This is a genomic window from Candidatus Dependentiae bacterium, from assembly GCA_018266175.1.
In the GTDB taxonomy this organism is placed as follows: Bacteria; Babelota; Babeliae; order Babelales; family RVW-14; genus JAFEAY01.
In genome coordinates this window covers 85150-106157 of the sequence record JAFEAY010000025.1, presented here as the reverse complement: position 1 = coordinate 106157, position 21008 = coordinate 85150, and the positions used below count along the sequence as shown (strand labels likewise).

The window sequence follows — 21008 nt, the reverse complement described above, 5'->3', positions numbered from 1 at the left end:
TAACTAGTTATTTGTTAGAAGGATTTATAAATCATGGCAGAAAGTGTTAACGCAGCAAATTTTGAGCAAGAAGTTCTTAAGTCTACGATTCCTGTGGTTGTTGATGTTTGGGCAACCTGGTGTGGCCCTTGCCGCCAAATGGCTCCTATTTATGAAGAGCTTTCAAAAGAGCTTGAAGGAACTGTTAAGCTGGTGAGCTTGAACATTGATGAAGAGCGTGATCTTGCAATTGCGCACAACGTTTCTTCAATTCCAACCTTCATCTTTTTCAAAGATGGCAAAGTGGTTGGTAAAGAGACCGGATTCATGAATAAAGATGCGCTCAAGGGAAAAATCGATACGCACCTGAAATAAAAAATATGGGCCGTAAGTTTTACAACTTACGGCTTACATAATAGATGGTTCAATCTTTTATCAAAAACGGGTTGTTTTTATGTACATTCTCAATGGCAAAATTCTCATACAGCCTTTACTTGATGCGCAAATTCAGCTTAATGAGGCAATTAAAACAGCTCAAAGTCGTCTTGAAATTACAGGGGCAATTAAGTGTTTTGAATATTGTTATGAAATGAGCTGGAAGATTATGCGTAAGATTTTAATTGAGCAAGGGATTGATGAGAATGTTAATAGCCCAAGGAGTGTATTTAGACATGCTCATTCCTCAGGCCTGATTGATAATGTTCAAGCATGGAATGATTTTATAGAAAAAAGAAATTTAACGGTCCATACCTATGATGGCCATTTAGCTGATATTGTTTTTGAGTCGCTGCCAACTTTTGCAGACGAACTTGATTTATTTGTTCTCAAAATAAAGAGACTATGATGTCACTTATTCTTGATAAAAAACACAAAAAAATTATTGATGCATTTTTACTTCAATATCCGTATCAGTTTTATGCCTATGGCTCACGAGCAAAGGGTTCTATAAATCAGTATTCAGATCTTGATTTGTGTTTAATGTCACCGGTTTCCGGGGATGTTTTTGCCCACATAAAATATGGCCTATCTCAGCTTATGCTCCCATTTGGTATCGACTTGATTGCTTGGCAATATATTTCAGATGAATTTAAAAAAACAATTCAAAGTAGCCTGATTCCCTACACGCCGGATCTATTTTTGAGTGCAGACCTTATCGATCTTTCTCATCAGATTAATTCTTCTATGCCAACCTGGGATGGTCGCTGTGGGCTGCAAATAAATGTAACAAATGACTACGATCAAACATTTCGTGTTCAGAAAATAACCATGAATGCAGGTTTGGGAACTCATCTTGATGTTCCTGCTCATATCATTCAGGGGGGACTTGATTGTTCACAAATAACTTCACAGCAGCTTCAAGCGCCTTGTACCGTCATGTATGTTGATATTAAAAAGAATCCCGATTTTATTCTAACAAGAAATGTGATTGAGCAGTTTGAAGCTGAGCATGGGAAAATAATTCCGAACAGTTGGTTTCTTGTTATGTTCGGTTGGGGTAGTCGGTGGCACGACGCCATTGGTTATCGAAATGCAGACGCTGCAGGCACGATGCATTTTCCAAAAATCGATGGAGATGCGGCTGAACTTTTTATAGAACGTCAAATTCTAGGAATAGGGGTTGATACTTTATCTCCTGATGGCGGCGATGGTTCTTTGCAGTTATTGCATAAAGCTTTATTACCTAAAAATATTTTTATTCTTGAAAACCTAAAATTTGTAGAAAATCTTCCAATTCAAAGTGGTTATCTTTTAGTGTCACATCTACCAATTGTTGGTGGTACAGAATCTCCAGCGCGTGTGGTATTTTTGTGTCATCAGTAAAATAATTTATGCACCCCATACAGGAATGGTCTTGCCTTCAACGGTATGACTTTGTGTGAAGATTTTTTCATCCCACGATTTTGTATCAGAAGGGTCAAAGATAACCAGGTACCCCTCAGTTGCATTTGCTTTGTCCATATACTCTGCAGTTTGCTTGAGCCCTTTTTCTAAAGATTCTTGTGATCGTTTAATTTTAAGCTCAACAACAATCCGCTGATTTCCAGCTGGCCATTCAATTGAGATATCAACACGCTTGCGCCCAAGTGCATATTCGCGATGAATTTTTCCCCCGCCATTTACAATGCGTTGTAGAAACGCCATCATAATGATGTGAGGGGCCGATTCTTTATAGCTATTTCGCTCGATCCAAATTTCAGAATGTTCTCGATAAAATTGTTGAAAGGCTTGTAGTACTTTGTGCATGTTCAAAGACCCATCAGGGTTTTGGTACCAGATTGTCTTTTGAACAATCGTTGCTTGTAGTGCGTATGACAATTCTCGAGGAATTATTTCTTGATAAATTGGGTTTGCAATACATAAAATTTTTTCTTTTTTGGCGATAAGTCCCAAATCACAAACATATGCAATATCATCAGTTGAAACATCAAGACTTTCTTGATCGCCATTGATAATTGCATCAATGATACTTCTTACACGTGGTTCATGGAGGCGGTCAACTAAAACATCGATATGTGTGTCACGCCTTAAGATAAGCGTTTCTTTTGCTTGTTCAATAATATTTTTGGTAATTGCGCAACTACGATCTGTTATGTTTCGAAAGCATGCTTGGTATGCAAGTGCGTTGACAAGCCATGGTTGTCCCTGAGTGAGATAAAATGCATACTCAAGAGCTTCATCAGTGAATTGTTGCCCAGTTTCTTTCGTATGTTGTTCATATAAATTACGCACTTGTTCGCGTGAGAAGTTTGGAAGTATTAAGCTTTCTGCCTTGATGTTAAACGCGCTTCCACCTAAAACCATCGATTGTTCTTGTTCTGACCAAATACGGTAATCGCGAACATCTCGTACTCCCACCAAGCAGACAGTCTGCGGAAATGCGTGCGGTCTACTTGAATACCCGGCGCGTAATTGTCTCAAAACTGAGATGAGGGTATCCCCGATGAGTGAATCAATTTCATCAATAAAAAGGATGAGCGGTTTGAGGCTTACTGTTGCCCAGTGAGATAAAAAAGTGAGGAGCATAGCTGCTGGAGGGGTTGATGACTGGATCAGCTCTGTGAGATGTTTTGTAAGATTCTGTGAGTTTGGGATTTGTTGTAAAATAGCAATCAAAAATAGTTGTAAAATAGTTTTCATGCCTTCGTGAACATTTCCTCGTGTTACTTGTGCAGGTTCAACGTTTACGTACAGTGCTTGATATTTGCTTGCTTCATTAATTTCACTGACAAATTTGAGCAAAACGGTTGTTTTTCCACTCTGACGAGGAGCATGAAGAACAAAATATTTTTTTTGGTCTATAAGTTGTTGTAATTCGTTTGCATTTAAGCGGTGCGGCACGTAGTAGTGGTTTTCAGGGTTAACTGGGCCTGCGGTATTAAAAAAGCGCATGATCATATCCCCTATTCAGGTATAATTTGTGAAAAACTCTTTTCAATAATACCACAACGTGCAAATGAAAAAAGGGCAGCACCGATTAAGTGCTGCCCCTGAATAAGAAAAAAGTCTTATTTTTAGAATCGATATTCAAATCCAATATTCAAGTGAAATGCTGTGCTTGTGCTGAGTCTGAAGTTTTCTTCAGCATCGGCATCGGTACGAGCATCGTTTGGAATATTTGTTTCAAAATAGTCGCCATTCAGTTTTACGCCTTGCACGTCAGTGAAAAATCCACCAGGGATAAATGCTGCTGCGTTAGCAAAAATCGATAAATCTTTGATTGGCACATACTTGGAAATGATGTTTAATTCAGTTCCCATAAAGTTGCGTGCATCTTGGTCTGTTGTCTTCTTTGTTGCAATATCATACTTTTTAGAAGTATGTGTTTTCCAGAAGAACATCACGTTAGGGTTGAGCATCAAAGTTTTGTCTTTGAGTGCTGGCTTCCATTCAAGACTAACGCCGGTGTGTTGCAAGTCGCTGAAGCTCAAGTCAACGGCTGCAGATGCAGATGAGTTTGCTGGAAGGCTGATAGGTCGTCTGAGGTTACGCTCATCAAGTACCAAAATACTCTTTACGCGTTTACCCGCATACCATTCATGAAGACCAACAAAGCCTTTGAACTCTTTGTCCGCTTCAATTGCATGAGGGTTGGTGTCACCGGTTGCATATCCGTAGGCGGCTGCAAGTTTTAAGTTTGCTTCGTCAAAAGTGTATGCTGCGTCAACAACGCCCATCCAGCCATTGAAGTGACTCTTGTATTCTGGACGGAAGCGGTCAGATTTGCTTTGAAGACCGTTGCTGCCTGGTTTGCTTCCTACCTGGACGACGCCTGCAATATTTTGATCGGGATTGTTATTAATCAAAAGTCCCGTTGCAGGGTTAACATTGTTTTGATACACAGTATTGTTGTTTGATGGAGTAGCATAAGCAGTAGAAAGAACTTTTCTTGCTTCATCTGTAGCAGTTCCTGGTATAACTATATTTCCTGGTGTAGTGTCTATGACGTGTGAATAAACTTCTGCAAGTTGATCTTGCGTATCAAGAAGTACTCCAGCAGCATTTACATTAGGAATACGAGTTATTTTGGTTACGTTACGATCAATTGCATGCGCAATTTCACGACCAAAGTTGGATGCAAATTCGCCACCAAATTCAAAGTTGTTTTTGCTGTATTCAATTGCAATACCGGTTGCGCCCAGGCGTGTTGATGCGTCCGGAGCAATTTCGATTTGTTGGTCTGAAGCTTCGTTTACAAAGAAGTATGGTTCAATTTCAAGATCACCAAATTTTTCAAAGCGAGCTGGAGAATTAAACTTAATGCGTGCTGCAAACAGTTCATCATCTTTGTTTACGCCTCTCCATGGAGATGCACGTCGGCCAACCCAGTGCTTTTTATCACCGTTGAGCGTATCAGAAATGCTCTTGCTGCGTTCTTCAAACTTTGCATAATACAGATCGTAGCTCACAACATCTTTGACCAAAGAGCCGCTGAGCAAAATGCCCGGAGCAGATTTATCATCTGAGTATGAATAGAGACCCAAAATTTCTTTGTTAGCACCGTACATTGAACCAAGCGCAATACCGCGACCAAGATCAAACGGGAACCAACCAAGTTTTAAGGTATGAATGTTAACGGATTCTACGCCAAAAATAGCGTTCAAGCTCATTTGGAGCCATCCATCTTTAACATAAACAAGCGGTTTGCCTGTTCCGTGTGAGTGATAACCAAATACCGATTCGGAAAGTTTTACGTTTGAAACGCCAACGCTTCCTGCTTCGTATTTATCCGCAAAGGTTGCTTGCTTACCCCAAACACCTTTGTGGCGCAAGTCGGTAAACAATTCAACAGCGGTATGACCAAATTTTTCTTTTCCAAATTTTGCATCAAAAAAGAGGTCGATGCTGTGTTTGAAAAATTCACATTGGTCAGGGATCTGTCGGTTCAAAAGATAGGTTGCATCTTGGTAAACATGTGAGATTTTCGAGATGCTTCCAATAGTAAGTTCCGAATCGCCTTGCTTGAAAACAAAGGGAACTTTAACACCAGCTGTTGCCGGTTTTTTAATAACGACGGGAGAGAATTTTCCCTGAGTTGCTCGAGCGCTGCTTTGAAGTATTGGAGTTGTGTTTGCTGCCATTAAAAGTGGCTTCGCTTCAACTTCTTGTTCTACCTCTACGATGCGTGCTAAATCTTGGTTGATTTTTGCTGCATGTACGGTAAAACTTCCGCATACCAGCATACTGGAGACTGCAAGGAGCAATTTCCTGTGCATTGTCATTGATGTCCTTTCCACGATAAACAGATACGCTTGAACACCTTGTTCAAGTGAGCATATGATCTCGTGGATTTGGACTTTTGTCAATTTCCGTTTTTACCCAGCGCAACAAGCAAATCGCCTATCTGGTAGGCCTTGCCAGCTCCAAGCGTGAGGAGCAAATCGCCCTCCTGGAGCTGGTTTTTGACTAATTCTGCAATTTCATTGTGCTGTTGGATGTAGCGGATATCAAGGCCTGGTCGGAGTTCCTTGATCTGTTCAACAAGGCGCAAACTAGTAATATTTTCAATCGGTTTTTCCGATGCCGGATAAATATCGGTGATATAAATAGTTGCAGCTTGGTAGGGTGCATCTTCTTTGACAAACAGCTGAACAAAGTCATTCCATAAATGCATGGTACGACTAAAGCGGTGTGGTTGAAAAATAACAATCAAGCGCTTTGCTTTACGCTTTTCAGCCACCTTAAGGGTGCTGTGCATTTCGGTTGGATGATGACCGTAGTCGTCAAAAATTTCAGCACCTTTGTAGGTTCCCTTGAATTCAAAGCGACGCTCGACGCCCTTAAAATTTTCAAGTGCATGAGCAATGCTTGCAAAAGGGACTTCAAATTCTAAGCAGACTCCCAGTGCAGCCAATGCGTTTTGGACATTATGAATACCCGGGACATTGAGTGTGATGCTGCCCAACAATTGCTTTTCTTTAACGCCTCGTTCGGGAACAAAGCTGTTGCGATAGACTTGAAACGTCGATTGCGATTTGCCAAGATCGGTTATATTTCCAATAATGTCGGCATCATCGGTTAGTCCATACTTAACAACATTAACGTGATGTAACGGCAAAATAGCACGAACATGCTCGTCGTCGTTGCATAAAAAAGCTTTGCCATAAAAGGGCAGACGAGCGAGAAAGTCTTTAAACGTGCGTTTGATGTCATCTAAATCTTTGTAGGTATCAAGATGTTCAGCATCAATATTGGTAACCACTGCCATGGTGGGGTTGAGATAGAGGAGTGATCGATCGCTTTCATCGGCCTCAGCAATTAAAATGTTGCTTTCTCCAAGGCAGGCTTGGGTGTCGATATTTTTAAGTACACCTCCAACAACGACGGTTGGTTGTTTATCAGCTTCAATCAAAATATGTGCAATGAGTGACGTGGTGGTGGTTTTGCCATGAGCACCCGAAACGGCGATGCTGTACTTGGTACGCATAAGCTCTGCAAGCATGATCGCGCGTGGAATGACCGGAATACCTTTGTGCATTGCGGCAACAACTTCAAGATTGTCCGGTTTTACTGCAGAGGAGTAGACTAAAACGTCAGCATCATGGACATGGGTGACGTCGTGCCCTTCGTGAATGATGCAGTCTATTTTTTGGAGTTCTTGGACTGTTTTACTGGTGGTGCATTCATCACAGCCTGATACGGTGTAGCCTTGCAGCTTAAGGATGCGCGCAATGCCGCTCATTCCTATTCCCCCGATACCCATAAAATGGATGTGCTCGTGTTTTTTGTACATAAAATTATTTACCTAAAAAATTTACCAAACGATTCAAGCCCTTTTCCAATAGCTCTGTGTCACGAGCATAACATAACCTTAAAAACGAATCACCCGATGGACCAAATGAATTTCCAGGAACAAGCGTAACCTTAGCATTATTCACAATGTTCATGCATAAATCGGTTGCATGAGCTTCTTGCGTTTTAAAAAATGCAAAAAATCCACCAACAGGCTTTTGGACAGAAATAATGCCTTGCTCAACAAGTGGAGTAAGCATGCGCATGGTCATATCTCGATTGTAGCGAACGAGCGTATGAAAATGTTGCACAATTTCTTGATGGTCAAGGGCGTACATTGCAGCATGTTGCGAGACATTGTTCAAGCAGTTCAAAAGAGCATCTTGCATACCAGCCAGTGCTTTATTCAGCCGTTCAGGAACAACCAGGTAGCCAACGCGCCAGCCGCTCATGCCAAAATTTTTTGAGAAAGTGTTTGCGCTAATCACCCAGTCCGATTTCATAACGAGTGGGACGATTGAGGTGAGGAGTTCATCAAAAGCATAATCGCTGTATGCTTCATCAACAATTAAAAAGATCTTTTTTTGTTCGCACCATGCAACCAGTTCGAGAATAGTTTTTTGTGGAACAATAATTCCCAGGGGGTTCCAAGGGTTGGAAAAGATGATGATTTTAGTTTTATCGGTTGTTGCCGCTTTTATTTTTTCAACATCAAGTTCCCACATCTCATTATCGTGAGGTTGTGATTTCAGCATAGAAACATGGACCGCTTGTGCTCGGCTTGCTTGGGTTAAAATATCATATGCTGGGTATGCCGGTTCAGGAACAATGACCTCATCGCCAGGGTTCAAAATGCTCAGGTACAAAAGCGAAAGTCCGCCAATGCAACCATGGGTTGGAATGATGTTGTTGACACGAACATCGGTCATGTAACGAGCTGAAAGAAAATTTGCTAACTTTTCGCGTAAAATTTTAAGACCCCAGCAGCTGTCGTAATAGTCGGTCTTGTCGGTTGCCATGAGCGTTTGCGCATACTCTTTAATTTTTCCAGGAATGCCGCCAATCCGTAAAGCACCTTGAGAAAGTGAAATATATTCATTGCTGCTTTTGGCAATTTCTTCAATTTTTTTGATACCGGAGAGTGGAATCTCAAGCATGGTTTATCCTTGCATTAAGAAGTGAAAGGGGAGGGTAATTTGTACAGCAGGGAGTATAGCGGGTGATTGCTTATTGGGCAAAGATTTGAAGATAAAAATAAGAGAGGCTGCAGATTACTGCAGCCTCTTAGAAAGAGCGTCTTTTTTTCGAAGATTCACATGTTAAACTTAAGAGACAGGAACTTTTTTACTGATTTTTATTTTTTTCTTTTGTTCTAGAGGAATTAACGCGAGATTGCGTGGATGCTTATTCTGGTAAGCCGTTGCTTGTGCAGAATAATCTTCAGGCTTAAACTCTTGCTTGTCGTGAGGGGTTTGTAAAATAGAACTAAGCTGTTGTTTAATAGTGTCTAGATAGTTTATAATACTTGATTTGAAAAGCATTTTTGTAGCATTATTTACTTTTGCAAGAGCCCCTAGCCTTGTATCGATTGCATTTTTTATATCGCTGATTTTGTCTTTAACCTGAGATTTTTCAACTGCATCAATTTTCAAAAACATTCCTTCAATTAAGTCGTTAGCCTGTATTTTTCTGGTAATACCTGGAACTACTGTACCGTTTGCAAGAATATCTTTAAGCGGGGTAAAGTCTTGTGCAATTGCTTCAACAAATTGATTATATGCTTTTATATTTTTGTTATCCAAGCTCTCGAGAATCTCTTTAAAGTCATATCGAGCTTGAGTAATCCGTGTGACATCATCTTTTATTCGGTTAAAAATTCCAGAGGCAACGACGCTATCAAAAATTTTTAAAAAGTTGCGGTAGTTCACAATATTTTTCATTATCGTATTTCTAAAAGCGGGCTTTGATTGCATCAAGGCATTAAGTGAGGTTAGATAATCCTGGGAAATTTTGTCACTGACAAGCGTTAATCCTCCTACCCCAACTCCTCCTGCTAGTGGTGCTGGAGGTGGTCCTGCTCCGATAAGTGGCGGTGGTGGCGGTGGTGGCGGTGGTCCACTCGGTAATCCTACTGCTGGTGCAGGGGCTTGCAGTGTGCAGTAAACTTCTGGATGAGCTTCTGCAATTAACGAGAGTAAGATAATAGTTGCTTCGCGTATTTTATAGGCTTTGAGCTCTGCGTTGAGCTGTTCAAGTCTATCTTTAACTGAGAGGTGAATTTTCATATCTTTGTCAGCATGTTTGATAAGCATTTCAGTATTAAGAAAAATAGGAAGAATTTGATTGATGAGTTGTTCGTGTGGTAGTTTATCGCTGGGAGTATTAAGTTCCTTTTCTTTTCGCTTTTCAGCTGAAAGAAATTGCTTGTATACATAACCTTGATCTGGTTTGTCTTCATCAATCAATTTATCAATAAACTTCAGAGGTTCTATAGTTTTTTCCAAGCATGTTAATTCATCTATCGTTAAATCACGTCCCAACTCTTTTTTAAAACCTGCTTGTATTTTATCAACAGAGCGTAGCATTGCTTTGGTTGTGACTAAGAGATCATGAGGAAGGTTCTGCAGAGCTCCGTGAGCTGAAAATTTATCATAGAATATTTCTAATAAATCGGGTGTTTGAGTTGTCTTTCCGATGTTTTTCTTTGCTAAAATCGCTTCAATAACTTTATTAAGAAGATTTGGAATAAGTTGCTCGGTTGCGTATTTTGTTGCCATTTTGCCTAGGTAATCTGCGCCCTCGGCATTTAAGTCTATCAGGGTACTTAAGTCACTTGTCTTAATAGCATCTATGATTGCATCGATGGTTTTTTTAATTTCAAGTGAATTTTTATATGGTTTTGTTTGTATCTCTTTTAATTGAGCTTCAAGTTTTTTGAAGGTATCTTTTTGAGTTTCATCAAGAGTTTTTTTATTAATAAACTCTCCAATAACATTGAAATCTTTAGCTTTGAATTGTTCTTCCTCTTTATCGGTTGCAAATTGAACAATTTCTTTGAATTTATCAAATATTTTATTTGTGTGCTTCTCGCCGATAATAAAAACAAGTGCACGCTTTAAACTTGATTTATCATATTCAGCCTTGAATTTTGCAGGATCATCAAATTTTAATGTGTACAGCTTAATGATCCGGAGAATATGAGAAAATGGTTGTGTAAAACCTATAAATCTTTCTGGTTCTAGTGCTTCTGGGGCAAGTGCAATTTCAAGCAGCTTGCTTGATAATTCCTTGCTCAGTTGGTTTTTATCAGCATCGACTGCTGTGTTAAAGTTGTTAATCAGGAGTTTGATTTGTTCGTATACAAATTGCTGCGTGCGAAATGTTTCTGTCTTGGAGAGTGTTTCTGTTTTGTTTGATTCGTATATTTTTTTTAGTAACTCATGAATCAAAAAGTATTCACGTGCTTCGTTTGAATTGTGAATTAAGCTTTGATCGGGTTTGCTTGAGGCTTTAAATCCAAGTTTCTCAAGAGCGCTTGTTAAGCATTTTTCAACAATATCTGTTGGTTTATAAGGATCGCCAGAACTTTTTTTTCCTTTTCCGGCTAACTGATTTGGTGTGTTTGATAATAAAAGAATATTCGTGTTAGCTAATTTCAAAACGTTTATCCATTCAGCATCAGTTGGTGTTCCTGGTTGTGCGCCAGGAACTTTAGCTGGGCTGGGTCCTCCTGGAAAGGCTCCTGGAAAAGCTGGTGGTGGTGGTGCTCCAAATGGAGGTGGTGGCCCAGAGGGGGCTGGCATTGGAGGAATGGATCCAGGTGCTGGAAGTTGCCCAGCTAGATCAGCAAAAAGACGATCGTAAGAATTTTTGTACAAGGCTGCATGATCAGATCCAAAGTTCGTCTGGGCGGATGCCAAAAAGTCTGCTTCGAATTTGGCAAGATTATTTCCTTTTTTTGTTACGTGAAGTACAGCCGTTGTGTTTATTTTTTTGATTGTATCTTGTGTAATAATTCCTTGAATCGTGTTCTTGAAGTTGACATCAAAGTCCCAGGTATCAAGCATCTGGACAGACTCAATGAGCTTATCTATAAAAACTGCCCGCATGACAAACTCTGCAAAGTTTTTTTCAACGCTCATAGGGTCTACTGCTGAAGGCTTCATAAATGCATTGGTTGCAGTTTGGGCTGCCCGCTCAAAAATAAGCATAAAGATTTGTGTAGAGGTATCTTTTACGCGTTGGTCAGCATCTTGATTTATAATTTTGATGAGCGTGCTGTACAATGTTGGTGTATCTAGTTCAAGTGCAGCTGCAGGGCCCTTGCTCTTTGCTTGTGCAAGCTTAGCATTGGCTTCCGCTATATATTTATCTTTTGCATCGAGCTCGGCTTTAAGTCTTTGAGCTTCTTGTTCTGCTTTATCTCGAGCATCTTTAGCGGCTTGGGCTTCTTGTTCAGCTTTTTGAAGAGCTGCTTGAGAAGCAGGGGATGCGATTGAGGCCTGAAGCCGAAGTATATATTCTTCAAGGGCTCGTTTATCGGCTGATGTTTTTAGTCCTAATTTAATTTTTTTTAAAGTTGTAATGTCAGTTATTCCATCCCATGGGTTTTTCATTGCTGAAGTAGGGGATGAAGATAGAGATAAAGCTATTAAAAGACAGATTATAGCTTTATGAATTTTTAATTTCATTAAGTTACCCTTATTTTTTAAATATTAAGAGAGCATTCCAACCAAATTTTCCAGTCCTGCATTACTTTCTTGCTGCTATTTACTTGGTATGAGCTACCAAAATTAAGATTTATTGGTTGCTTTTTCCAATCTGTTGCATAACCAATTGATCCAAAAATTGTATGCCCAATTGCGCCCGGAAAAGATGCTGAGTTAAGATTTAGATTGTCTTTTGAAACAAGCTTAATAATTGGATTGTCACCAACTAATCCATCGCTAGCCCCAGCCTGGTTAATACTTTGCTTGATGCTTGCTTGAGAAAATGATTCTAATCTAAAAGGAAAGTCTGCTTGTGTACTGAAGTGTTCAATGGCGACTTCTTTGTTCCATTCATGTGCAAGTTTTACCTGTTCTTTATCTTTCCACCACAAGTTATATCCAATATTAAAGTTAATATTATTGCATGAAAGGTTTAATTGGTTTGTCCAATTGATTTCTGATTGAGGGGTAACTTTCATAATTTCTGAAAAAATATTGATTCCGGGTGTTGGAGTTCTATGATCTGTATCTTTTCCGATATTAGGAGCAAAAACAAGAAGATAACGGCTGAATTCGCCGTTTGATATGAGGTCAAAAGAACGTCTTTGGCGGTTTTCAAGAAGATATGCATAATCAAAATTACTGGAAAAAGATGCTTCCCAGCATGCATCTTTAAAGAATTGAATTTCTCCTGCAAAACCAGCGCCAAGTCCAACGTGTTTACCGTTACCAACAATAGGTTCGAAAACATTTTTGATAGTAGGCTTGTAGCCTGTTGGAATAATCAGTTGAGAATACATATTGAGAAAGTATGAATTTTTTTTAATAGGATAATAACCAAGCTTGAGTGTTATGTCTGCAAGCCCTGCAAGCTTTTGTACTCCATTGCTGAATTTACCGTAGTTCCAGCTTGGGTTATTGAGTCCTTCTGTGGCATTAAGCATGGTATACATTGTCGCTTGCTCAATACGTGCAGGGTCTCCACCTAGGTCAGATAAAATAAACTTTTCAATATTTCCTCGATTTTCAGCTGCATTTTGTACATCAAATTCTTTTAAATTAAGATTCGTTTCAACTTGCACAAAGGGAAACGTTGCATCAAACCATAAGCTTTTGCAGATTGAGCTGAGTGCTTTGTACAGATAAAACGTCGAGCCAAAGCGCTTGAGCTCTGGTCGGATGCTGACTTTGGAAGAAAAGCTATTGAAGAAAAGTTCTTCAAGGGGTGTAGTTGCATCTTTGCCGCCAATCTGTAACCATGTGCCAGAAATATCAGGAGCATCGCCGCCAGCAGTTGATCCTTTGATGGTTATTTCAGTTTTATTTTCAGGCAAAATATAGCGCGCAAGATCTTTGCCGTTGGTGGACTCTTGGTAAAAGAGCGTAGCATCAAGCAAGAAGCGATCGGCTTTTTTGTTATGTGCTATGAAATGATTTGTCTGTGCCCCTGTGATAAGATTGTCTGTATGCATGCTGCGTGGCATGAAAAATGTTTTGCTCGTTGCAGCTTTCACATTGCTGCTCAAAAATGCGAGTGCAAGAATAATAAGCAATAGTTTCTTCATTGACTCTCTCCTCAATCATGAAAAAAATTTCTAACCGATATTGTTAGGAAATCAAAAAGTGGCATTCTGCGTCAATAGATTGAAGCTTTTGGAGGAAAAGGAAAAGGAAAAGGAAAAGGCGTTTTCTTAGCCAATGTGATGAGCAACTGTGTGCAGAAGAGTGATGAGCTCTTTGTGAGTAAAAAAGAGAAAAGCAATGATGCCGCCGATGATCAGCAGCAATCGGATGATAGCATGCCGGGCTTTGTAGTGATGGACTCCTACGAGTGAACGGTAAAATGTTCCAGGAAATGCAGTCGCAAATGTTGCCCAGCATGGATAGGGTGTTGTGATAATCAAGTAAAGCAGTTGAGTTGGCAGAATTGTTTGATAAATCTCTGGTCTGAAAATAAAGCTGAGGATGTTAAGCACAACCATAAAGCTCCAGATGTAGGGTTCGGTTGAAGGAACGATATTAAAAAATCGGCCGCAGGGAACACCGATTAGAATTTTTCCATGAGCACCAGGAATACATACAACATACAAAGACCAAAAAAGCATCAAGCTATGAATGCCGTCTTTGATTCCATGATATGAGACTAAGAAAATAAGCATCGTAGAAAAAAGTGATGCGACTGATAAGAATTTTAGGAGTAGGATATGGTGCTTGCGGATCACAATTCACCTTTGAGAAAACTGGTTCTGACATGAAGTTTTTCAAAAAATTGGCAGTATGAGTCCGGCCTACGCATAACTGCCGTTGCGTAAAGCTATGGCCAGTCAAGAAGCTACGGCGGACAACCTTCGCATATTTCTATCAAAGCTTATTCTTTTATGTGCATCAAGCCATTAAAGAAGCTGGCCCTGCCAACCGAAGCTTTGGCGAAGGTTGGTGGAGCTAACCGGGGTCGAACCGGTGACCTCATGAATGCCATTCATGCGCTCTACCAACTGAGCTATAGCCCCTCATAAATATGTCCTGATATTTTAGAAGATCTAAGCTCTGTTGGCAAGCCCCGAGGCATAAAGTTTAATATCAAAATAATGCATTTGACAAACTGAATTTTTATAATTAATATTATATTTGTTTAATATAATAAATTAAATCCAGTATTATTTTCAATAATGATAATTAAATGAGGGGTTTTATGAATATTCGTTTTTTATTTCTTTTGCTGTCTTTGCTTCAAATTTTAGTTTCAAATACAGAACCTGTTTTCTCTATGAACATTGGTGGGCAAGAATACTCAAGCAAAACAGGTGCCTCAACATGTGAATGTCCAATTTGCGGTGAGGAAATTGCAGGACAGCCAATTGTGTTGCATGGGCAACATTCGCCAGGCTGCAATGCGTGTCTTGAGTATGCTCTAGAGGTTTCGTATAACAATCGAGGAGCTCAGCGCTTTGATCTGACCAAATGTCCTCAAAGCGGTTGCAAGCAGACGATAACGCTTGATGACATGAAATTGATCGTTGGTGAAGGTGATCTTTTTAAAAAATATAAAACTGAGTTTGAAGCGTGCTCAAAACAAATCAAAAATAACAATAATTTTTCTCCTGATGAAGCAAAAATGTTTTCATCGCTTGGTGCAAAAAAGTGTCCAAGTTGCTCGAAATTTGTTCAAAAAAATAGTGGATGCTTAATTATGGATTGTCCGTGTAAGTTTTCATTTTGTTGGGTTTGTGAGAATGATTACAAAAAATCAGGCTGCGATGCTGCTAGTTGCAGAAATATGCCTGATGTAACGTTGATCGACGCTGTTAAGAAGGGTGATGAAGATCTGGTTGAACAGTTGCTGAATAAGCGAGCTAATCCTAATCAAATTGATGGGCGCTTTAAGGGTGATGCTATGACACCGCTCTTGTACGCCGTAAGAGATGAAAAGGTAGAAATAGTTGCATTGTTAATTGGGCGTACCGATGCTGACGGTAATATGCGGGTTAATGTAAACCAGGCTGATAATAATGGGCAAACGCCATTTCATTATGCTGTTAAGAGTGGTAATGTAAAAATTGTTAAGATGTTGCTTAACTTGCGCAATGCAGATGGATCCTCCGTTGTTGATGTAAACCAGGTTGGTTATCTTGGAAAAACGACATTTCATTATGCTGTTGAAGGTGGTAACGTAGAAATTGTTGAGATGTTGCTTGGCCTACGCAATGCTGATGGATCGTTTGTTTTTGATGTAAACCAGCCAGATAATACAGAGCAAACGGCATTTCATTATGCTGTTGAGAGTGGTAACGTAGAAATTGTTAAGATGTTGTTTAAGCTACGTAATGCAGATGGATCATTCATTGTTGATGTAAATCAGGTTGGTGCTCTTGGGAAAACAATATTTCACTTTGCTGCTTTGAGTGGTAAGGTAGAGCTTTTTAATTGGTTGCTCAACCTACTTAATGAAGATAAAGCGCTCGTTTTTGATATAAATCAGTCAGATCACAAAGGGCAAACAGCATTACATCTTGCAGCTTGTGCCGACAAGGTAGAGCTTTTTAAGATGTTGCTTGGCCTATGCAATGCAGATGGATCGTTTGTTTTTGATGTAAACCAGGCTGATAATTATGGGAAACCGCCATTTCGTCTTGCTGTTGAGGGTGGTAACGTAGAAATTGTTAAAATTTTGCTTAACCTACGCAATGAAGATAAAACGTTCGTTGTTGGGGTAAAACAGTTAGATAGAAAAGGGCAAACAGCATTGCATCTTGCCGTTCGTGCTGAGAATGTAGAGCTTTCTGAGCTGTTGCTTGGCCTGCGAAATCCAGATGAAACATTCGTTTTTGATGTAAATCAGGCCGATAATGATGGAAAAACACCATTTCATCTTGCAGCTTGTGCCAATAAGGTAGAGCTTGTTAAGATGTTGCTTGGCCTACGTCATGGAGATGGATCGTTTGTTGTTGATGTAAATCTCTCAGATAAACGTAAACACACGCCACTTCATAGTGCTGTCGGGTGTGGTAAGGTAGAAATTGTTAAGATTTTGCTTGGCCTACGCCATGAAGATGGATCATTTGTTGTGAATGTAAATCTCTCAGATAACCAAGAGAGAACACCGCTTCATCTTGCTGTTCGGTCAGGTTCTCTTCGGTCTGGTCATGAAAAGATTGTTAGTTTGCTCCTTGGCTTACGTAATGGAGATGGATCGTTTGTTTTTGATTTCAATAAGGTTAATGCAGAAGGTAACACTTTATTACACTTTGCTGTTGACAACCGTGTTAACTTAGAAGTTCTTAAGCAGTTGCTTGCCTTACGTGATGCGAATGGCTTACGTATTTTCGATCTTAAGAAGGTTAACAATAACAATCAAAGTCCGTTAGATTTGGCAAAAGAAGTTCTAAATAGAGGGTATCCAAACAAAGATGTGTATAAATTATTATACACAACTACTTACCCTAATCAACGACGGCTTATGGCAGCCGCAATACTTATTTCTCTTGGAATAGGCGTTTCTGCGTATCTGTCTTGATTATATTGGTAGATTTTAATCATCTATAAATAAAATTTTTAAGCCCACTGCCTAAAAACAGTGGGCTTTTTTATTGGCTTTGTACAATCATTTTGGTTACAATCGATTAACTTTTTAAAAGAATAAAAAATGATTGGCTATGTTATGAAATCAGAAAATATTTTTTTTCAATTTCTTTCTTCAATACAAGAAATTATTCGGAGTATTGATATCGCTGGCGGTGTTCCCTATTTTGTTGGCGGCTGTGTTCGAGATCTTGTGCTTGGCTGCGAGCTCAAAGATTTTGACATCGAGGTTCACAGACTTTCGCTTGAGGAGCTCCAAGCAGTTCTTGAGCAGTTTGGTCATGTGCGTTTGGTTGGTAAAAAGTTTGGGGTGCTGCGCATTGATGGCTTTGATGTTGATTGGTCACTGCCGCGGCGTGACAGCAAGGGGCGTAAGCCGGTTGTCCACATTGATCCAACCATGACGATTGCCGATGCCTGTCGGCGCCGCGATGTTACGATGAATGCCATGGCGCTTGATCTGCGAAAGGCGTTCATGTTGTCACAGCAAGCGTCTGATTTTGAGCAGCAATTGTTATCGCTCATTATTGATCCGTATGGAGGGCTTAATGATATCAAGAACAAACGTATGTGTGCCGTTGACGTTGATTTGTTTGTTGAAGATCCGTTACGCTTTTTTCGTGTTATGCAATTTGTTGGCCGCTTTGAAATGGAGCCAGATCAAGAACTGAATAACATTTGTACCACCATGGAGTTGCATGATACGGTGTTGGATGTTCCGTTGGCGCTTGAACGAATTTGTGAAGAGTTTAAAAAACTGTTGCTCAAATCAAGCAGGCCATCGCTTGGTTTTGAATGGCTGAACAAAATTGGTCGCTTGAAAGAAGTTTTACCAGAGTTTGCAGCGCTTATTGGTGTGCAGCAGCGGCTTGAGTATCATCCTGAAGGAGATGCGTTTGTACACACGATGCAAGCAGTAGACTTGGCAGCGCAGTATTCAGACTATCACGATGGAATGTGGGGTGATGCGGCGAGGGAAAAGTTGACCATACTTTTAGGAATTGTGTGTCACGATTTGGGAAAAGCGGTGACGACCGCGCCAGATTTGACCGCTCATGGGCATGCCGAAGCGGGTGTACCGATTGCAAAAAAATTGCTTAAGCGTATGACGAACGATCATGAAATTATTGCGATGGTTTGTGACTTAGTGCAGTATCACATGCTTCCGTTTGCATTTTTGCGTGAAGATGCTGGAGCACGATCGTATCGACGGCTTGCTCTTAAGCTTAAACATCCGCTGACGATGCGTCAGCTCGGTTTGGTTGCATTGTTTGATTCACAAGGTCGTTGTGGTAAGGGGTTTGATCCTCGTGCGCAGGCGCAAGAACATTTTGAACAATTTATGCAGCGAGCTGAAAAAGCATCGGTTTTGCATGGGCCTGAAGATCCAGTGCTTTTGGGGCGCCATTTATTTGGTCTTGTCCCACCCGGCCCTCGCATGGGTGAGCTGCTCAAAAGGGCGTATGAAATTCAGATTGAAGAGGGCATCAAGGATGTTGAGCTGCTCAAGCAACGAGTCTTGGAGTGAAAAAAATGAGAAAAATGAAGCAAATGCTCAAGTAAAATCATGTTGAGCATTTGTTACAAACGACTCCAGACCGTGCGCCGTGATATTTTCTGCAAGGGAGAATGTTTCTTTTCCTGGGTATATAACCATGATATGGTCGAGTTTAAGGTCAGCCATTGCAATTCTCATTGACTTAGTGACTTTGGGAACATCAGCATATTCAAACTCAAAACCCAACCGTTTTCCATTTCTAAAAACAAATAAATCTAACTCGGCATCTGCTTGAGTTGCCCAAAAGAAGCATTCTTCAGAATTAAGGTCATATGTTTTGATAATTTCCTCCAGAGCAAATCCTTCCCAGAAAGACCCTAGTTTAGGATACGTATCAAGTTCTGTAAAACTTTTGATATTGAGGAGCGCATGCAAGATGCCACTATCGCGAAAATAAATTTTTGGTGAACGAACCTGTCTTTTTTGTAGATTCTCAAACCACGGAGAAAGTTCGCGAATCATAAATGTTCCAGAAAGAATATCAAGATACCTGCGACTTGTATGATCGGAAACTCCTAGAGATCGAGCTATTTCACTTGCATTAAAGGTTTGTCCATGATAGTGAGCAAGCATAAGCCAAAATCTACGAAGTTGCTGTGGAGGTATGTTAAACCCGAGGCTAGGAATATCACGCTCAAGGAATGTTCTTATGTAATCTTGTCTCCATAAAAAACTATCAGATTCATTTGAAGCCAGGTAAGAACGAGGAAATCCGCCCCGCAACCAGAGCTGGTTCATTGTGTTTGTTTCATGCAAAGAAAACGGTGGTAATTCAATGTACCCAATCCGACCAGCCAGAGTTTCAGATGATTGACGGAGCAAATCACGTGAAGCACTTCCCAGAATGAGAAGATTTCTTTTGTGTAAAGGATCGTCCACTAAAACGCGAATTGCGGGAAAAAGATCTGGTCTCATTTGTACTTCATCGATAACAATAATCCTATCTGGGTCTATTGAAAGAGCCGCCATCGGATTGTCTAAACGAGCAAGATCGACCGCCTTTTCCAGATCGAAAAAACGTGCATTACCGTCGCGTTTTTCCTGGACAAATGTCCTTGCAAGCGTTGTTTTCCCAACCTGGCGAGGACCTAAAATTGCGCACACTGAATGAACTCGAAAGTGTTGCTCAATTTTTTGCAAATATTCTTCTCTTTTAAACATATTTATCCTTGTAATTTCGAGGTACAATCTCGATATTACAAGGAGTTTTAAGCCAAGTCAACAACTTTAGTTATTTATTGAGGGTGTGTTATAATACATTTAGCCGCCTGATGGCCCATTAAATACATGGAATATATGCTATGACAAAACCATTATCCCGCATAAACCTTTTTATTTTATTCGGCACGGTGAAACCGACTGGAACAAAGAAGGCAAGGTTATGGGGCAGACCGATTTCATCAACCAAAATGGATGTTCTTATTGACCCATTAAATTCATCTGTTGCTGCATAGATTGAAGCAAGGTTTTTGCTTGGATCGCTTAACAATAGGTACGGAATAGCTAGGCGCTTTTTGAGTGATGCAATATTTTCTACTGAAGCTGTGCTAATTCCAGCAACAATTACGTTTGTGCGCGTATTGCATCATCAGAAATCCATTGCTCATGTTCAAGCAAGTAATCAAGTTGCTTGAGTGCCTGCCAAGTGCTCCATGGTTGATGTTTAATCTGTGAAGCAGCTTTGTAGTGGTAGCACAATGCTGTGATACTTCGCTTATTGCATTCTTCTTGCAAGGATACAAGCTCTTCATGGCTATCGTCAAAAAGAATAATTGTTTCAGGCTTAAGTTTAAAGTGATCAAAAAAAGTCATAATGACTTCACTTTTAAATCGCTGATTGCAGCAGATAAGTCCAGAATGGAGCACGGGGTAATTATTGCGATATGGTTTTAGGTTATCAAAAGTAGTATCTTTAAATTCATTGCTGAGATTAACTCCAAACTCTTTAAGCATATTTGCGCGCCACTCCGGCATGCTTTTGATGTTGCCAAACGATCCGGTTTCCATCCCGGTAATAGCAAGCACATGAGCGCCTTGTTTGTATAGCTTATTAATAGCTTTCGTAACAGCTGGTTCAATCAAAAAACGTGGTGCTTTTTCAAGCATCAGGCTAAATACTTTTTCTCCATACGCTCGATCATAAATAAGGCGACGATGTTTGAGTGCAGCCAATACTCTGAATAAAGTTGGCATGACAAAGTGTCGTGGAAGATAATCTTGAGCGCTGATGAGTGTGTCATCGCAATCGAAGAACACGAAGGTGCTATCGTCAGCCTGGTTAAGTTGATCTTGGACTTCATTGATCGAATAGATTTGAGGAAACAGGCATACTTCTTCTGATGATGTAGAATCGTGTCTACTGATAATATAAATACTTACAAGTGTTACGATGCTGAACGAGAGTAAAATAATTTGTCTCATAAAATTAGGCTTTCGTGTATTGTATCTATATT

General features: G+C 40.0%; 15 protein-coding genes and 1 tRNA gene. 5 read left to right on the top strand and 11 right to left on the bottom strand.

Annotated features, from left to right (window positions below):
* Positions 1–33: 33 nt before the first annotated feature.
* From trxA to JST56_06190, 3 genes are all read left to right on the top strand, one after another.
* Entirely contained in the window at positions 34–354 is a 321-nt protein-coding gene (trxA, locus tag JST56_06200) for a thioredoxin (protein MBS1988548.1), read from the top strand.
* Positions 355–433: 79 nt separating this feature from the next.
* Positions 434–823 carry a nucleotidyltransferase substrate binding protein gene (locus JST56_06195; GenBank protein ID MBS1988547.1) on the top strand — a complete coding sequence of 130 codons (390 nt, stop codon included), beginning with the start codon at positions 434–436 and terminating at the stop codon, positions 821–823.
* Positions 820–1800 carry a cyclase family protein gene (locus JST56_06190; GenBank protein MBS1988546.1) on the top strand — a complete coding sequence of 327 codons (981 nt, stop codon included), beginning with the start codon at positions 820–822 and terminating at the stop codon, positions 1798–1800. Before JST56_06195 ends, JST56_06190 begins: the two co-directional genes overlap by 4 nt.
* Positions 1801–1806: 6 nt before the next feature.
* Here the strand turns inward: JST56_06190 and JST56_06185 are convergent, their stop codons facing one another.
* The 8 genes from JST56_06185 to JST56_06150 form a co-directional block, all read right to left on the bottom strand.
* Positions 1807–3369, bottom strand: a complete 1563-nt coding sequence (locus JST56_06185) for an AAA-like domain-containing protein (GenBank protein MBS1988545.1) — start codon at positions 3367–3369, stop codon at positions 1807–1809.
* Between the two features lie 122 nt (positions 3370–3491).
* The gene (locus tag JST56_06180; GenBank protein MBS1988544.1) at positions 3492–5699 is read right to left on the bottom strand and encodes a hypothetical protein; all 2208 of its coding nucleotides are present in this window, start codon (positions 5697–5699) and stop codon (positions 3492–3494) included.
* Positions 5700–5779: 80 nt separating this feature from the next.
* Positions 5780–7210 (bottom strand): UDP-N-acetylmuramate--L-alanine ligase, encoded by a 1431-nt coding sequence (locus tag JST56_06175; protein ID MBS1988543.1) that lies wholly within the window; start codon positions 7208–7210, stop codon positions 5780–5782.
* A gap of 4 nt (positions 7211–7214) precedes the next feature.
* A complete protein-coding gene (locus JST56_06170; protein MBS1988542.1) occupies positions 7215–8366 on the bottom strand; it encodes a pyridoxal phosphate-dependent aminotransferase in 1152 nt (383 codons plus the stop codon).
* A 168-nt stretch (positions 8367–8534) separates the two neighbouring features.
* Positions 8535–11900 (bottom strand): hypothetical protein, encoded by a 3366-nt coding sequence (locus JST56_06165; protein ID MBS1988541.1) that lies wholly within the window; start codon positions 11898–11900, stop codon positions 8535–8537.
* Between the two features lie 17 nt (positions 11901–11917).
* Complete coding sequence (locus JST56_06160) at positions 11918–13483, bottom strand: hypothetical protein (protein ID MBS1988540.1); 1566 nt, start codon at positions 13481–13483, stop codon at positions 11918–11920.
* 126 nt (positions 13484–13609) lie between these two features.
* Positions 13610–14140: a hypothetical protein gene (locus JST56_06155; protein ID MBS1988539.1), complete on the bottom strand. Its 531-nt coding sequence runs from the start codon at positions 14138–14140 to the stop codon at positions 13610–13612.
* A 212-nt stretch (positions 14141–14352) separates the two neighbouring features.
* Positions 14353–14428 (bottom strand) — tRNA-Ala (locus JST56_06150).
* Between the two features lie 182 nt (positions 14429–14610).
* On the opposite strand from JST56_06150, the gene JST56_06145 reads away from it, so the two are divergent.
* Together JST56_06145 and JST56_06140 are read left to right on the top strand one after the other, a co-directional pair.
* Positions 14611–16932: an ankyrin repeat domain-containing protein gene (locus JST56_06145; protein MBS1988538.1), complete on the top strand. Its 2322-nt coding sequence runs from the start codon at positions 14611–14613 to the stop codon at positions 16930–16932.
* 129 nt (positions 16933–17061) lie between these two features.
* A complete protein-coding gene (locus JST56_06140) occupies positions 17062–18525 on the top strand; it encodes a CCA tRNA nucleotidyltransferase (protein ID MBS1988537.1) in 1464 nt (487 codons plus the stop codon).
* A 27-nt stretch (positions 18526–18552) separates the two neighbouring features.
* Here JST56_06140 and JST56_06135 read toward each other — a convergent pair whose 3' ends face one another.
* From JST56_06135 to JST56_06125, 3 genes are all read right to left on the bottom strand, one after another.
* On the bottom strand, positions 18553–19716 hold the full coding sequence (locus JST56_06135; protein MBS1988536.1) for an ATP-binding protein: 1164 nt from the start codon (positions 19714–19716) through the stop codon (positions 18553–18555).
* 118 nt (positions 19717–19834) lie between these two features.
* Positions 19835–20119, bottom strand: coding sequence for a redoxin domain-containing protein (locus JST56_06130; protein MBS1988535.1), 285 nt, complete (start codon positions 20117–20119; stop codon positions 19835–19837).
* A complete protein-coding gene (locus JST56_06125) occupies positions 20119–20976 on the bottom strand; it encodes a DUF2608 domain-containing protein (protein MBS1988534.1) in 858 nt (285 codons plus the stop codon). Before JST56_06125 ends, JST56_06130 begins: the two co-directional genes overlap by 1 nt.
* Between the last annotated feature and the right edge of the window lie 32 nt (positions 20977–21008).

Bases quoted from the DNA above. Each gene is read 5' to 3' on its own strand.
- trxA (MBS1988548.1), top strand. From the start codon at position 34: ATGGCAGAAAGTGTTAACGCAGCAAATTTTGAGCAAGAAGTTCTTAAG.
- JST56_06195 (MBS1988547.1), top strand. From the start codon at position 434: ATGTACATTCTCAATGGCAAAATTCTCATACAGCCTTTACTTGATGCG.
- JST56_06190 (MBS1988546.1), top strand. From the start codon at position 820: ATGATGTCACTTATTCTTGATAAAAAACACAAAAAAATTATTGATGCA.
- JST56_06185 (MBS1988545.1), bottom strand. From the start codon at position 3,369: ATGCGCTTTTTTAATACCGCAGGCCCAGTTAACCCTGAAAACCACTAC.
- JST56_06180 (MBS1988544.1), bottom strand. From the start codon at position 5,699: ATGACAATGCACAGGAAATTGCTCCTTGCAGTCTCCAGTATGCTGGTA.
- JST56_06175 (MBS1988543.1), bottom strand. From the start codon at position 7,210: ATGTACAAAAAACACGAGCACATCCATTTTATGGGTATCGGGGGAATA.
- JST56_06170 (MBS1988542.1), bottom strand. From the start codon at position 8,366: ATGCTTGAGATTCCACTCTCCGGTATCAAAAAAATTGAAGAAATTGCC.
- JST56_06165 (MBS1988541.1), bottom strand. From the start codon at position 11,900: ATGAAATTAAAAATTCATAAAGCTATAATCTGTCTTTTAATAGCTTTA.
- JST56_06160 (MBS1988540.1), bottom strand. From the start codon at position 13,483: ATGAAGAAACTATTGCTTATTATTCTTGCACTCGCATTTTTGAGCAGC.
- JST56_06145 (MBS1988538.1), top strand. From the start codon at position 14,611: ATGAATATTCGTTTTTTATTTCTTTTGCTGTCTTTGCTTCAAATTTTA.
- JST56_06140 (MBS1988537.1), top strand. From the start codon at position 17,062: ATGATTGGCTATGTTATGAAATCAGAAAATATTTTTTTTCAATTTCTT.
- JST56_06135 (MBS1988536.1), bottom strand. From the start codon at position 19,716: ATGTTTAAAAGAGAAGAATATTTGCAAAAAATTGAGCAACACTTTCGA.
- JST56_06125 (MBS1988534.1), bottom strand. From the start codon at position 20,976: ATGAGACAAATTATTTTACTCTCGTTCAGCATCGTAACACTTGTAAGT.